Source organism: Streptomyces sp. NPDC044044 (assembly GCF_056434405.1).
Genome location: NZ_JBWKFG010000012.1, coordinates 1 through 14,075 on the forward strand (window position 1 = coordinate 1; position 14,075 = coordinate 14,075).

Below are 14,075 nucleotides of genomic sequence, written 5' to 3' on the forward strand. Positions count from 1 at the left end.
AACGCCCGGTTACATTCCGAACCCGGAAGCTAAGCCTCACAGCGCCGATGGTACTGCAGGGGGGACCCTGTGGGAGAGTAGGACGCCGCCGAACTCAATTTATCGCCGTGGTCCCTGGACTTTATTGTCCAGGGACCACGGCTTTTTGTGTTTCTGGACCTTTTCCGGGGTCTTTCTGGGCCTTGACCACCCCTCTGCACCGCCGGCTGACAACTGAGGGTAAGGTCAGGGGGCATCATCGGCTCGTTTCCCACAGGAGGCCCCCGGGTGGAGGTCCAGGAGACTCGCGTCCAGACGGACCGAGTCCTCACCATCCCGAACATCCTCAGCATGGCGCGTCTCCTCGGCGTACCCCTCTTCCTGTGGTTGATCCTCAGGCCGGAGTTCGGCGGGCCCAAGAGTGACCACTGGGCGCTGCTGGTGCTGATGCTGAGCGGCATCAGTGACTATCTCGACGGCAAGCTGGCCCGGCGCTGGAATCAGATCAGCAACCTTGGGCGGTTGCTCGACCCTGCGGCCGACCGGCTCTATATTTTGTCGACATTGCTCGGGCTCACGTGGCGGGAGATTCTTCCGCTGTGGCTGACCGCGGTGCTGCTCCTGCGCGAGCTGGTTCTGCTGGTGATGGTCGGGATCCTCAGGCGTCACGGCTATCCGCCGCCTCAGGTGAACTTCCTGGGCAAGGCCGCCACCTTCAACCTGATGTACGCCTTTCCACTACTGCTCCTCAGTGACGGAAGTGGCTGGATCAGCACTCTCGCTGCTATTTTCGGATGGGCGTTCGCAGGATGGGGTACAACTCTGTACTGGTGGGCAGGGATCCTCTACGTGGTTCAGGTCCGCCGACTTGTCCGTGCGGACGCCACGGCCGATTGAGCTTGCCGATTTGGCAGCTGTAGAGGCTTGCAGTCCCGTAAGTGACATTTACGGGTCTATTTTGGCGGGCTAAGTCGGCTAGATCGTCGTCTATTGAGGAGGACGCTTCCGACATGAAGGCCGTCGTAATGGCCGGAGGCGAAGGCACGCGCCTTCGCCCTATGACCTCGAGCATGCCCAAGCCGCTCCTGCCTGTGGCCAACAGGCCCATCATGGAGCACGTGCTTCGGCTGCTCAAGAAGCATGGGCTCACCGAGACCGTAGTAACAGTCCAGTTCTTGGCTTCCCTGGTCAAGAATTACTTCGGCGATGGTGAAGAGCTCGGAATGGAGCTCACCTATGCCAATGAGGAGAAGCCACTCGGCACTGCCGGGAGTGTGAAGAACGCCGAGGAAGCACTGAAGGATGATGCTTTCCTCGTGATCTCCGGTGATGCTCTGACCGATTTCGACCTCACCGAGCTCATCAACTTCCACAAGGAGAAGGGCGCGCTCGTCACCGTCTGCTTGACGCGCGTTCCCAATCCGCTGGAATTCGGCATCACCATCGTGGACGAAGAAGGAAAGGTCGAGCGCTTCCTCGAGAAGCCGACCTGGGGGCAAGTCTTCTCCGACACGGTGAACACGGGCATCTACGTGATGGAGCCCGAGGTCTTCGACTACGTCGACGCCGACGTGTCGGTGGACTGGTCCGGCGACGTCTTCCCCCAGCTCATGAAGGAAGGCAAGCCCGTCTACGGGTACATCGCCGAGGGCTACTGGGAGGACGTCGGCACGCACGAGAGTTACGTCAAGGCTCAGGCCGACGTGCTGGAGCGCAAGGTCGACGTCGAGCTCGACGGCTTCGAGATCTCGCCCGGTGTGTGGGTCGCCGAAGGGGCCGAGGTGCACCCGGACGCCACGCTGCGTGGGCCGCTCTACATCGGCGACTACGCGAAGGTCGAGGCCGACGCCGAGATTCGTGAGCACACCGTGGTGGGCTCGAACGTGGTGGTCAAGACCGGCGCGTTCCTGCACAGGGCCGTCGTGCACGACAACGTCTACATCGGCCAGCACAGCAACCTGCGAGGCTGTGTCATCGGCAGGAACACCGACATCATGCGGGCCGCCCGCATCGAGGACGGTGCCGTCATCGGCGATGAGTGCCTCGTCGGTGAGGAATCGATTATCCAGGGCAATGTCCGGGTCTACCCGTTCAAGACGATCGAGGCCGGCGCGTTCGTCAACACCTCCGTCATCTGGGAGTCCCGGGGCCAGGCGCATCTCTTCGGTGCGCGCGGGGTCTCCGGGATCTTGAATGTGGAGATCACGCCGGAGCTCGCGGTGCGGCTTGCTGGGGCGTACGCCACGACCCTCAAGAAGGGCTCGACCGTCACCACGGCCCGTGACCATTCGCGAGGCGCCCGGGCGCTGAAGCGAGCGGTGATCTCGGCTTTGCAGGCCAGCGCCATCGACGTACGAGACCTGGAGAACGTACCGCTGCCGGTGGCGCGGCAGCAGACGGCTCGGGGCAGTGCCGGCGGGATCATGATCCGGACGACACCAGGGGTTCCGGACTCCGTCGACATCATGTTCTTCGATGCGCGCGGGGCAGACCTGTCGCAGGGGAGCCAGCGGAAGCTGGACCGGGTGTACGCGCGCCAGGAGTACCGGCGGGCCTTTCCCGGGGAGATCGGGGACCTGCACTTCCCGTCCAGCGTCTTCGACTCCTACACCGGTTCGCTGCTGCGCAATGTCGACACGACAGGCGTGGCCGAGTCCGACCTGAAGGTGGTCGTCGACGCCTCCAACGGCAGTGCGGGCCTCGTGCTGCCGAGCCTCCTCGGGCGGCTGGGTGTCGACGCGCTGACCGTCAACCCGGGTCTCGACGAGTCGCGTCCGACCGAGACCCGTGAAGCGCGCAGGTCGGGACTTGTGCGGCTGGGCGAGATCGTGGCCTCGTCGCGTGCCGACTTCGGTGTGCGGTTCGACCCGGTGGGCGAGCGGCTTTCGCTCGTCGACGAGAAGGGGCGGATCATCGAGGACGACCGCGCACTTCTCGTCATGCTCGATCTGGTCGCCGCGGAACGCCGCAGTGGGCGGGTCGCACTGCCGGTGACGACGACGCGCATCGGCGAGCAGGTGGCCGCGTACCACGGGACCCAGGTCGACTGGACGACGACGTCGCCCGACGATCTGACGCGCGTGGGGCGCGATGAGTCGACGATCTTCGGTGGAGACGGCCGGGGTGGATTCATCATCCCGGAGTTCAGCAGCGTCTTCGACGGTACGGCCGCCTTTGTGCGGCTCATCGGTCTCGTGGCGCGGACGCAGCTCACGCTGAGCCAGATCGATGCGCGTATCCCGCGCGCCCATGTGCTGAAGCGTGACCTCGCGACGCCGTGGGCGGTCAAGGGGCTCGTGATGCGGACCGTGGTCGAGGCGGCGGGGGAGCGGTCGGTCGACACGACCGACGGCGTCCGGGTCGTGGAGACCGATGGCCGGTGGGTGCTGGTGCTGCCGGATCCCGCTGAAGCCGTCACTCATCTGTGGGCCGAGGGGCCCGACGACGCCTCCGCCCAGGCGTTGCTCGACGAGTGGTCCACCGTGGTGGACAGCGCCGGTCGCTGACCGGTGGCGTGAGCCGGACGGCACCCGTGAGAGGTGCCGTCCGGCACGCCGGTGGGGCCATTCGGAGGTAACGCCCGCGACGTGCGACGATGTGCGGCATGCCGCAGCAGCCCCCCGTTCGGAGCACCCCCTCGCGCCCCCGGCGCCCGGACGCGTCCATGTCGCTGCTGACCACGGTCATGGACCACAGTCTGGACGAGGGTTACGCGGAGGCGGCGGCCCGCAAGAAGGCCAAAGGCGCTGGTGGTGTGCCGCGTCCGCTGCGGGCGAAGCTCGGCCTCGCACTGGGACTCGTCCTCGCGGCGCTTGTCGTGACGGTGGGAGCCGCGCAGGCGCGGATAGCGGCTCCGGTCGTCGCCAAGGAGCGCGCGGAGCTCATCGACCGCATCGAGTCGGCGACCTCGGACGCCGACGAGCTCGAAGGGGACGTCGAGACGCTCCGCGACGACGTGGGCGAACGGCAGCGCGAGGCACTGAGGAAACACGGGGGCAGCCAGGGCGAGTTGGTGTCCCTGCTCTCCGGTGCGACCAAGGTCCATGGGCGCGGTGTGAAGCTTGTGGTGGACGACGCCAAGGAAGCCGACCAGGGCGGGGGCGGGCCGCGGGAGAGCGCGGGGTTCTCCGACACCGGACGGGTGCGCGACCGTGACATGCAGCGGGTCGTCAACGGCCTGTGGCAGTCCGGCGCGGAGGCGATCGCCATCAACGACCAGCGGCTGACGGCCCTGTCGGCGATCAGGGCCGCGGGTGACGCGATACTGGTCGACAACAAGCCGCTGGTGCCGCCGTATACGGTGCTTGCCGTGGGTGACGGGCAGCGCTTGAGCACGAGATTCCAGAACAGTCGCGACGGTCAGTATCTGCATGCTCTGCAGGAGAACTTCGGCGTACGGACCAGCATTTCCGTCCAGGAAGACGTCCTGCTGCCGGCAGCACCGAGTGTGACCGTACGTACAGCAGAGCCGAAGGCAGGAAAGGGCACATCGTGATCGCCGTACTGGGCCTCGTCGTGGGAGTCGTGGCCGGATTGTTGGTCCGGCCCGAGGTTCCGGCCGTGGTCGAGCCGTACCTTCCGATCGCCGTGGTGGCGGCACTGGACGCGGTGTTCGGAGGCCTGCGCGCGATGCTCGACGGGATCTTCGACGACAAGGTCTTCGTGGTGTCGTTCCTCTCGAACGTGGTCGTGGCCGCCCTGATCGTGTTCCTGGGCGACAAGTTGGGCGTGGGCGCGCAGCTCTCCACCGGTGTCGTGGTGGTGCTCGGCATCCGGATCTTCTCGAACGCCGCCGCCATCCGCCGACACATCTTCAGGGCGTGACGCGAATGGGTACGGACGAGACGCACGGGGGCGAGAACCGGGGCAACAACCGGGGCAAGGAGCTTCCCGCCGAGGTGCACGGCACCGAGCCGGTGCAGCCCGTGCAGGGCGCGGCGCCCGAGCCCGACGAACAGCACGACGAGCGACAGGACGAGCAGGCGTCGCTCAGCGGCCGTCAGCGGCTCGCGGAGGGGCTGTGGCCGCCTCGCGTCACGCGCCCCCAACTCATCGTCGCCCTGCTGCTGTTCGTGCTGGGGCTCGGTCTCGCCATCCAGGTGCGCTCCAACAACGACAGCAGCGCGCTCCGTGGCGCACGTCAGGAAGATCTCGTACGCATCCTCGATGAACTGGATGACCGTACAGAGCGTCTGGAAAGTGAGAAGCAGCGTCTCGAGGACCAGCGCACCGGGCTCGAGAACAGCTCGGACCAGGCCGAGGAGGCCCGCAAGCAGACGGTCGAGAAAGAACGTCAACTCGGCATTCTGGCGGGCACCGTCGCCGCGCAGGGTCCTGGCATCACGCTGACCATCGATGACAAGAAGGGTTCGGTTGAGGCGGACATGCTGCTCGACGCCATTCAGGAGCTGCGCGCCGCGGGTGCCGAGGCCATCCAGATCAATGACGTACGCGTAGTGGCCAACACCTATCTGTCGGATACGGACAGTGGTGGTGTCCGGGTGGACGGCCGCAAGATCGGCAAGCCCTACCGGTTCAAGGTGATCGGCAAGCCGCAGGACCTCGAGCCGGCACTGAACATCCCAGGTGGCGTGGTGCAGACTCTGGAGAAGGAGCAGGCCACCGTCACCGTGACGCGAGCGGAGAAGATCGTGGTGGACGCCTTGCGAGCGGCGAAGCGGCCTGACTACGCTCGGTCGTCGTCCCAGTGAGGCGGGGGTGCATGGGGGCCGCCGGTCGAGGGCATGAGGTTGCGGGGGGTCGGCGCACCGTAAGCGTGGTGCGTGGTGGAAACTGTTTGGCGGATGCGGACGTTGTGAGGATGTCTGCGCTGCCGATGTACGCCGGTGTGTGCAATCAGGGTTCGTCCTGCCCCACGGGCGGGTCTGTTTCGGTCAAGGGGAATCGCCCGTGAAGTTGTTTGCGAAGTTGTTCGGCAAGAGCGCACGTGAGGACAGCGGCAATCCCGCCACTGCCCGGCACCGTGCCCCGCGCCATGGAGATGCCGAGGGGTCCGAGGGGCAGGGCGCCGAGCGCCCGATGTTCCGTGACCAGGTCGGTGGGCCAGGCGGTGACATTTCGGGCGCGCAGGGCGCGTCGTCTGTTGACCCTGCCGGTCCGGGCCGCATAGGTTTCGGAGAACCGTCAACCTCAAGTACGGGTGGAGGGTTTACCCCCGATCCGTACGCATCGAATGCCCCCGCGGGGCAGCCGCGGCAGGAGGATCCGTCCATGGCCCTGGTGTGTACGAGGTGCGGGAACCGTAACGCCGAGGCGAGCCGGTTCTGCTCCAACTGCGGCGCGCCGCTGCGGGCCGGGGCCGCGCCGGAGCGTCCCTCCGAGACGACCTCCACCATCTCCATCTCGGGCCTGGAGGCCTACGACGCCGAGGTGACGGGGCAGACCGCCTCGCCAGCCCTCTCGCCGGAGGCCCAGGCCGCCGTTGACGCACTGCCGCTCGGCTCCGCGCTCCTCGTGGTGCGCCGGGGTCCGAACTCGGGCAGCCGCTTCCTCCTGGACGGCGAGCTGACCACGGCGGGGCGTCACCCGCAGAGCGACATCTTCCTGGACGACGTGACCGTGTCGCGCCGCCACGTGGAGTTCCGTCGTCTCGGGGACGGTTCCTTCACCGTCGCCGACGTGGGCAGCCTCAACGGCACGTACGTCAATCGGGAGCGCATCGACTCGGTCGCGCTGTCGAACGGCGACGAGGTGCAGATCGGCAAGTACCGGCTGGTCTTCTACGCGAGCCAGCGGGGCATCGGTATCTGACCTGTCAGGAAGGTCCATGCTTCAAACACCGAGGGGCGGTGCCGGGAACGGCACCGCCGCCGAGGACCGTCGGCTGATGAGCATCGGCGCCGTGTTGAACGCGCTGCGTGACGAGTTTCCCGAGGTCACGATCTCCAAGATCCGCTTCCTGGAGTCGGAAGGGCTCATCGAGCCGGAGCGCACGCCGTCCGGCTATCGAAAGTTCAGCCCGGAAGACGTCGAGCGGCTCGGTCACGTCCTGCGGATGCAGCGGGACCACTATCTGCCGCTCAAGGTCATCCGGGAGCACCTGGACGCCCTGGAGCGCGGAGAACGGGCCCCTCTGCCCTCCCTGGGGCAGCCACGCGAGCCGGGTGACGCCTGGGGCGTGAGTGACGCCGATGAGCCCACCGCTGCCCGGGTGGGCCGTGCCGAGCTCCTTGCCGCCGCCGAGATCGAAGCGGAGCAGCTCGCGGACTGGGAGACGTACGGGCTCATCGTGCCCTTGCCGGACGGCGGTTACGACGCGGAGGCCGTCACGGTGGCCGCGCTCGTCGTCGAACTTGGGCGGTTCGGCATCGAACCCAGACATCTGCGGGCCATGAAGGCGGCGGCGGAACGCGAGGCGGGTCTCGTCGACCAGGTCGTGGCGCCGCTGCGCAGGCACCGTAATCCGCAGACCAGAGCCCATGCGGAAGCCCGTACGAAGGAACTCGCGGGGCTGACAGGAAAGCTGCATTCTGCACTGGTGCAGAGTGCGCTCGGGGTGCGGTTGCCCTGACTCAAGGGGTGCCCGACTACCCAAACCGGCCGGGCACGTCCTAGGGTTGCTGTGTGAACGAGCTCGACGTCGTAGGTGTCCGGGTGGAAATGCCCTCCAACCAACCGATCGTGCTCCTGCGTGAAGTGGGAGGCGATCGTTACCTCCCCATCTGGATCGGACCAGGTGAGGCGACCGCGATCGCCTTCGCACAGCAGGGGATGGCGCCCGCACGGCCGCTGACCCACGACCTGTTCAAGGACGTGCTGGAGGCGGTGGGACAGGAGCTCACCGAGGTGCGCATCACGGACCTCCGAGAAGGGGTCTTCTACGCCGAACTGGTATTCGCCAGCGGAGTCGAGGTGAGCGCCCGGCCGTCCGATGCCATAGCGCTCGCTCTGCGCACCGGAACGCCGATCTACGGCAGCGACGGTGTCCTTGACGACGCGGGCATCGCCATCCCGGACGAGCAGGAGGACGAGGTGGAGAAGTTCCGCGAGTTCCTCGACCAGATCTCGCCCGAGGATTTCGGTACCAACAGCCAGTAGTCCGTCGCTCCCGAAGGGGCCCGGCGGACCATTCGGCCAGCCTTTCCCGATCGTGCGATACGGCAAACCACTCTTAGGGTGATTATCACTCGGCGTGCCGAGTGTGGCGATCGTTGACGAGCCCCTGGTGACTGCCTACCGTCGTGCAGGCAGGTCAAGGACGGAGGTCGGCGTGAGAAGCAGCGGCGACGGTACGGCGATGGGCGGTCCGTATCCGCTCACCAGCAGCGCGGCCGGTCACTCTCCGAAGAGGCCGATGGCGGTTCAGGGGAGCGGGGACGCCACGTCCGGACAGTCCGAACAGGATCAGATCGGTTACCGGGGGCCGACCGCGTGCGCGGCCGCCGGCATCACCTACCGACAGCTCGACTACTGGGCCCGTACGGGCCTCGTCGAGCCCAGCGTGCGGTCCGCCGGCGGGTCGGGGACCCAGCGGCTCTACAGCTTCCGGGACGTCGTCGTCCTGAAGATCGTGAAGCGGTTCCTCGACACGGGTGTGTCCCTGCAGAACATCCGGACCACGGTCCAGCATCTGCGCGACCGCGGCTTCCAGGATCTGGAGCGGATGACGCTCATGTGCGACGGCGCGACGGTCTACGAGTGCACGTCGCCCGACGAGGTCCACGAGCTGCTCCAAGGCGGCCAGGGCGTCTTCGGGATCGCCGTGGGTGTCGTGTGGCGGGACGTGGATGCGGCGCTCTCCCAGCTGCACGGGGAGCGGATCGACACCGGGGAGACGCTGGTGCGGCAGAACCCCGCCGACGAGCTCGCGAGGCGGCGCAACAGGGCCGTCTGAGGCAGCCGACGCCTTCGGTGCGGGGGTGGCGATCTCGGTGCGTTGTCAGTGGCGTAGGGCAGCATCAGAGGTGTGAGAACCGCGCCCACGATTCTGCATCTCGACATGGATGCCTTCTACGCGTCTGCCGAGCAGGCCGCGAAGCCGAGTCTGCGCGGGAAAGCCGTGGTGGTGGGCGGGCTCGGACCCCGGGGTGTGGTGGCCACCGCCTCGTACGAAGCGCGGAAGTTCGGTGTGCACTCGGCGATGCCCATGGGGCAGGCGCGGCGCCTGGCGCCCAATGCCGCCTATCTGGTGCCGCGCTTCGCGCTCTACCGCGACATCAGCGACCAGGTGATGGCGCTGCTGCGGGAGCTGTCGCCGCTGGTGGAGCCGCTCAGCCTGGACGAGGCGTTCGTCGACCTGGAGGCCGGCGGTGTGGCCGACGACCAGGCGTCGGCCCTGGCCGTGGGCGAGCGGTTGCGCGCGGACATCAAGGCGGTGACGGGGCTCGCGGGCTCGGTCGGGCTCGCAGCCTGCAAGATGCTGGCGAAGATCGCCTCGGAGGAGGCCAAGCCGGACGGTCTGCGCCTGATAGTGCCGGGGACCGAGCGGGACCTGCTGGCGCCGATGCCGGTGCGGACCCTGCCCGGTGTCGGTCCTGCCACCGGGGACCATCTGCGGCGGGGCGGGATCATGACGGTCGGGGAGATCGCCGAGGCGGGCGAGGACGAGCTCGTCCGGCTCCTCGGGAAGTCGCACGGGAGCGCGCTGTACGCGATGGCGCTGGCGCGGGACGAGCGGCCCGTGGTGGCGGAGCGGGAGTCCAAGTCGGTCAGCGTCGAGGATACGTACGACGTGGACATCCACGACCGGGTACGGGTCAGGGGCGAGGTGGCGCGGCTCGCCGACCGCTGTGTGGAGCGGCTGCGGGCGGCAGGGCACTCGGGGCGGACCATCGTCCTGAAGGTGCGGCGCTTCGACTTCTCGACCCTGACGCGCTCCGAGACGCTGCGTGGGCCGACGGACGACCCTGGGGTGGTGCGGGAGGCCGCCGCGCGGCTCCTTGAGTCCGTGGACACCACCGGGGGCGTGCGGCTCCTTGGAGTGGGCGTCACGGGGCTTGCCGACTACACGCAGGAGGATCTCTTCGCCCAGGCCCAGGAGCAGGCGCGGACCGAAGCCGCGGAGGCCCTGGAGGCGCAGCGCGAGGCCGAGGAGGAGCGGGCCGCGGAGACCGCGGAGGAACCCGCCGTCGAGGCGGCGGAGGAGCCGGTCGCTCCGGCCGAGCGGCGGTGGGCCGCCGGGCACGACGTGCGGCATGCCGAGTACGGGTACGGGTGGGTGCAGGGCAGCGGCCTGGGGCGGGTCACGGTGCGCTTCGAGACACCGGATTCGGTGGCCCCGGGGCGGGTGCGGACGTTCCGTACGGATGATCCGGCGCTCGAGCCCACTGAGCCCATGCCGTTGGTGGCCTCTCCCGAGGCGCTGGAGTCGCAGTGAGGTCCGAGCGGCTGCCGGTGTGGTCGCCGGAGCGCTCGGCGGGCGTCAGATGCCCTCCTGCCCCGCGATCTTGCCGAAGTCCTGGTCCGGTGGCAGTGGTGACTGCGGGGGTGTGATGTCCAGGCCGTAGTGGTGGTAGAGCTGCAGTTCCTGTTCGGGGGAGAGGTGGCGGCCCACGCCGAAATCGGGGGCGTCCTTGATCAGGGAGCGCTCGAAGGGGATGCGCAGGGTGCCGTCGCTCGTGAGCTCGCTGGGCTCAAGGGGGACGAACGCGTCCCTGCTGAACAGGCCGGTGCGTATGGCCGCCCACTCCGGGGCGCCGGTGGCGTCGTCGAGATAGACCTCGTCGATCGTGCCGATCTTGGCCCCGTTCCGGTCGAACGCCTTGCGGCCGATCAGGTTGCGCGGATCGATGTCGGTCTGCACGGGCCCTCCAACTGGTCGAGGCTTGTCGAAGTGGGGCGTAACTCATCCTTGTTCGTTCGTAATCACTACGAAAGAGCACTTCGGGGCAGGCGGCCACTCGAGGGATCCTCCATCTCCTCGCTGGTAGGCTGGCGCTTGGCTGCTGACCCCGTGCGGGAGAGCTCCCCGGTGGAGACACCGGGGGCGCCGAAGGAGCAACTCCTCCCCGGAATCTCTCAGGCCCCTGTACCGCACGGACGAGGTCACTCTGGAAAGTAGGGCGGGCGTCGGGCGGGCACGCTCGAAACCCTTCCTCACCGACGGTGAAAGCCGGTACGACGTCTCTCGCGAGGCACGGGCCGGTGAAGCTCTCAGGTTGAGATGACAGAGGGGGAGGCCGTCCGGGTACCCGCGCCGTGGTGCCCCTCGCAGGTCGCGTCAGACCAGGAGGCCTCCGCAATGACCGCCACCCCTCGTATCCCGCTCTCACAGCTCGAGCAGGGCATTCCCTTCGAGCAGCGGCACATCGGCCCCGATGTGGAAGCACGGGCCAAGATGCTCGCGCAGGTCGGATACGGCTCGCTCGACGAGCTGACCGCCGCCGCCGTGCCGGATGTGATCAAGAACGCCGAGGCGCTGAACCTGCCCGGAGCGCGCACCGAGGCCGAGGTCCTGGCCGAGCTGCGCTCCCTCGCGGACCGCAACCAGGTGCTTGATTCCATGATCGGGCTCGGTTACTACGGGACCTTCACTCCGCCCGTGATCCTGCGGAACGTCATGGAGAACCCGGCGTGGTACACCGCTTACACGCCGTACCAGCCCGAGATCTCCCAGGGACGGCTCGAGGCGCTCCTCAACTTCCAGACCGTCGTCGCCGAGCTGACCGGGCTTCCGACCTCCGGTGCCTCGCTGCTCGACGAGGGGACCGCCGCCGCCGAGGCCATGGCCCTGTCGCGGCGCATGGGCAAGGTCAAGAACGGTGTCTTCCTCGTCGACGCCGACGCGCTGCCGCAGACCATCGCCGTCATCCAGACCCGCGCCGAGCCGACCGGTGTCGAGGTCGTCGTCGCCGATCTGAGCGAAGGCATCCCGGCCGAGGTCGCCGAGCGCGGTGTCGTCGGCGTACTGATCCAGTACCCCGGCGCCTCCGGTGCCGTACGCGAGATAAAGCCCCTCATCGAGCAGGCGCACGAGCTCGGTGCCGTCGTCTCCGTCGCAGCCGACCTGCTGGCCCTGACACTGCTCACCTCGCCCGGCGAGCTGGGCGCCGACATCGCCGTCGGCACCACGCAGCGCTTCGGCGTCCCGATGGGCTTCGGCGGCCCGCACGCCGGCTACATGGCGGTGCGCGAGAAGTTCGCGCGCAGCCTGCCGGGGCGGCTCGTCGGAGTCTCCGTGGACGCGGACGGCAACAAGGCCTACCGGCTCGCGCTGCAGACCCGTGAGCAGCACATCCGCCGCGAGAAGGCCACCAGCAACATCTGTACCGCTCAGGTGCTGCTCGCCGTGATGGCCGGAATGTACGCGGTCTACCACGGGCCCGAAGGACTCAAGGCGATCGCGCGGCGCACCCACCGCTACGCCACCGTGCTCGCCGCGGGGCTCACCGCCGGCGGGGTCGAGGTCGTGCACGGCGCGTACTTCGACACCCTGACCGTGCGGGTGCCCGGCAAGGCCGAGGAGCTTGTCTCCGCGGCCCGCGAGGGCGGCGTCAACATCCACCAGATCGACGCCGACCACGTCTCCCTGGCCTGTGACGAGACCACCACGCGCAAGCAGTTGACCGCGATCTGGACCGCGTTCGGGGTCGAGGCCGACATCGAGACGCTCGACGCGCGGACCGAGGACTCGCTGCCCGGCGGCCTGCTGCGCTCCGACGACTACCTGACGCACCCCGTCTTCCACCAGTACCGCTCCGAGACGGCCATGCTGCGCTACCTGCGCAAGCTGGCCGACCGCGACTACGCGCTCGACCGCGGCATGATCCCGCTGGGCTCCTGCACCATGAAGCTCAACGCGACCACGGAGATGGAGCCGGTTACCTGGCCCGAGTTCGGGCAGCTGCACCCCTTCGCGCCCGCCCAGCAGGCGCAGGGCTATCTGACGCTCATCCGTGAGCTGGAGGAGCGGCTCGCCGAGGTCACCGGCTACGACAAGGTCTCGCTGCAGCCCAACGCCGGTTCGCAGGGCGAGCTGGCCGGACTGCTCGCCGTGCGCGGCTACCACCGCGCCAACGGCGACGAGCAGCGCACCGTCTGCCTCATCCCGTCCTCCGCGCACGGCACGAACGCCGCGAGCGCCGTGATGGCCGGCATGAAGGTCGTGGTCGTGAAGACCAGCGACGACGGCGAGATCGACGTCGAGGACCTGCGCGCCAAGATCGAGAAGCACCGCGACGAGCTGTCCGTGCTCATGATCACCTACCCGTCCACGCACGGCGTGTTCGAGGAGCACGTCGCTGACATCTGCGCCCAGGTGCACGAGGCGGGCGGCCAGGTCTACGTCGACGGGGCGAACCTCAACGCCCTCGTGGGCCTCGCCCAGCCCGGCAAGTTCGGCGGCGACGTCTCGCACCTGAACCTGCACAAGACCTTCTGCATCCCGCACGGCGGCGGCGGCCCCGGCGTCGGTCCGGTCGGTGTGCGTGAGCACCTCGCGCCGTACCTGCCCAACCACCCGCTGCAGCCGGCCGCGGGCCCCGAGACGGGCGTCGGTCCGATCTCGGCGGCGCCGTGGGGCTCCGCGGGAATCCTGCCGATCTCCTGGGCGTACGTACGCCTCATGGGCGGCGAGGGCCTCAAGCGCGCCACGCAGGTCGCCGTGCTCTCCGCGAACTACATCGCCAAGCGCCTCGAGCCGCACTTCCCGGTGCTCTACACCGGTCCCGGCGGGCTCGTCGCGCACGAGTGCATCATCGATCTGCGCCCGCTGAGCAAGGCGACCGGCGTCAGCGTCGACGACATCGCCAAGCGGCTCATCGACTACGGCTTCCACGCGCCGACCATGTCGTTCCCGGTCGCGGGGACGCTGATGATCGAGCCGACCGAGAGCGAGGACCTGGTCGAGATCGACCGGTTCTGCGAGGCGATGATCAACATTCGCGCCGAGATCGAGAAGGTCGGCGGCGAGTGGCCGGCCGATGACAACCCGCTGCGGAACGCTCCGCACACCGCTGCCGCGCTCGGCGGTGAGTGGGAGCACGCCTACAGCCGCGAGGAGGCCGTCTTCCCGGCCGGGGTCGTGGCCGCGGACAAGTACTGGCCGCCGGTGCGCCGCATCGACCAGGCGTACGGCGACCGGAATCTGGTCTGCTCCTGCCCGCCGCTGGATGCGTACGAGGACTGATATCGGGTCC

12 protein-coding genes, 1 rRNA gene and 1 riboswitch are annotated in these 14,075 nt (G+C 68.2%); of the genes, 12 read left to right on the plus strand and 1 reads right to left on the minus strand.

All coding sequences use genetic code 11. From position 1 onward, the window contains the following. The 11 genes from rrf to AC07AG_RS37390 form a co-directional block, all read left to right on the plus strand. Positions 1–94: ribosomal RNA gene (gene rrf, locus AC07AG_RS37340) — 5S ribosomal RNA — on the plus strand; the annotation flags it as partial. Between the two features lie 173 nt (positions 95–267). Further along, the gene (gene clsA / locus AC07AG_RS37345; RefSeq protein WP_249591227.1) at positions 268–876 is read left to right on the plus strand and encodes a cardiolipin synthase ClsA; all 609 of its coding nucleotides are present in this window, start codon (positions 268–270) and stop codon (positions 874–876) included. A gap of 113 nt (positions 877–989) precedes the next feature. Beyond that, the gene (locus AC07AG_RS37350) at positions 990–3,485 is read left to right on the plus strand and encodes a sugar phosphate nucleotidyltransferase (protein WP_478761465.1); all 2,496 of its coding nucleotides are present in this window, start codon (positions 990–992) and stop codon (positions 3,483–3,485) included. A gap of 89 nt (positions 3,486–3,574) precedes the next feature. Further along, positions 3,575–4,474 carry a DUF881 domain-containing protein gene (locus AC07AG_RS37355; protein WP_478761049.1) on the plus strand — a complete coding sequence of 300 codons (900 nt, stop codon included), beginning with the start codon at positions 3,575–3,577 and terminating at the stop codon, positions 4,472–4,474. Then, positions 4,471–4,803 carry a small basic family protein gene (locus AC07AG_RS37360; RefSeq protein ID WP_030794354.1) on the plus strand — a complete coding sequence of 111 codons (333 nt, stop codon included), beginning with the start codon at positions 4,471–4,473 and terminating at the stop codon, positions 4,801–4,803. Before AC07AG_RS37355 ends, AC07AG_RS37360 begins: the two co-directional genes overlap by 4 nt. A 5-nt stretch (positions 4,804–4,808) precedes the next feature. Beyond that, positions 4,809–5,690: a DUF881 domain-containing protein gene (locus AC07AG_RS37365; protein WP_478761050.1), complete on the plus strand. Its 882-nt coding sequence runs from the start codon at positions 4,809–4,811 to the stop codon at positions 5,688–5,690. 82 nt (positions 5,691–5,772) lie between these two features. Then, positions 5,773–6,750: an FHA domain-containing protein gene (locus AC07AG_RS37370; RefSeq protein ID WP_249593143.1), complete on the plus strand. Its 978-nt coding sequence runs from the start codon at positions 5,773–5,775 to the stop codon at positions 6,748–6,750. Between the two features lie 16 nt (positions 6,751–6,766). Then, on the plus strand, positions 6,767–7,510 hold the full coding sequence (gene ftsR, locus AC07AG_RS37375; protein WP_478761051.1) for a transcriptional regulator FtsR: 744 nt from the start codon (positions 6,767–6,769) through the stop codon (positions 7,508–7,510). Positions 7,511–7,563: 53 nt separating this feature from the next. Beyond that, entirely contained in the window at positions 7,564–8,037 is a 474-nt protein-coding gene (locus tag AC07AG_RS37380) for a bifunctional nuclease family protein (RefSeq protein ID WP_006123076.1), read from the plus strand. A 172-nt stretch (positions 8,038–8,209) separates the two neighbouring features. After that, a complete protein-coding gene (locus AC07AG_RS37385) occupies positions 8,210–8,833 on the plus strand; it encodes a MerR family transcriptional regulator (protein ID WP_478761053.1) in 624 nt (207 codons plus the stop codon). 72 nt (positions 8,834–8,905) lie between these two features. Then, complete coding sequence (locus AC07AG_RS37390) at positions 8,906–10,315, plus strand: DNA polymerase IV (protein ID WP_478761055.1); 1,410 nt, start codon at positions 8,906–8,908, stop codon at positions 10,313–10,315. A gap of 45 nt (positions 10,316–10,360) precedes the next feature. Here AC07AG_RS37390 and AC07AG_RS37395 read toward each other — a convergent pair whose 3' ends face one another. Next, entirely contained in the window at positions 10,361–10,741 is a 381-nt protein-coding gene (locus AC07AG_RS37395) for a PRC-barrel domain-containing protein (protein WP_478761057.1), read from the minus strand. A gap of 143 nt (positions 10,742–10,884) precedes the next feature. Continuing rightward, positions 10,885–10,982, plus strand: a riboswitch (glycine riboswitch). Between the two features lie 197 nt (positions 10,983–11,179). Here AC07AG_RS37395 and gcvP point away from each other — a divergent pair. Next, complete coding sequence (gene gcvP / locus AC07AG_RS37400) at positions 11,180–14,065, plus strand: aminomethyl-transferring glycine dehydrogenase (protein ID WP_478761059.1); 2,886 nt, start codon at positions 11,180–11,182, stop codon at positions 14,063–14,065. Positions 14,066–14,075 lie beyond the last annotated feature (10 nt).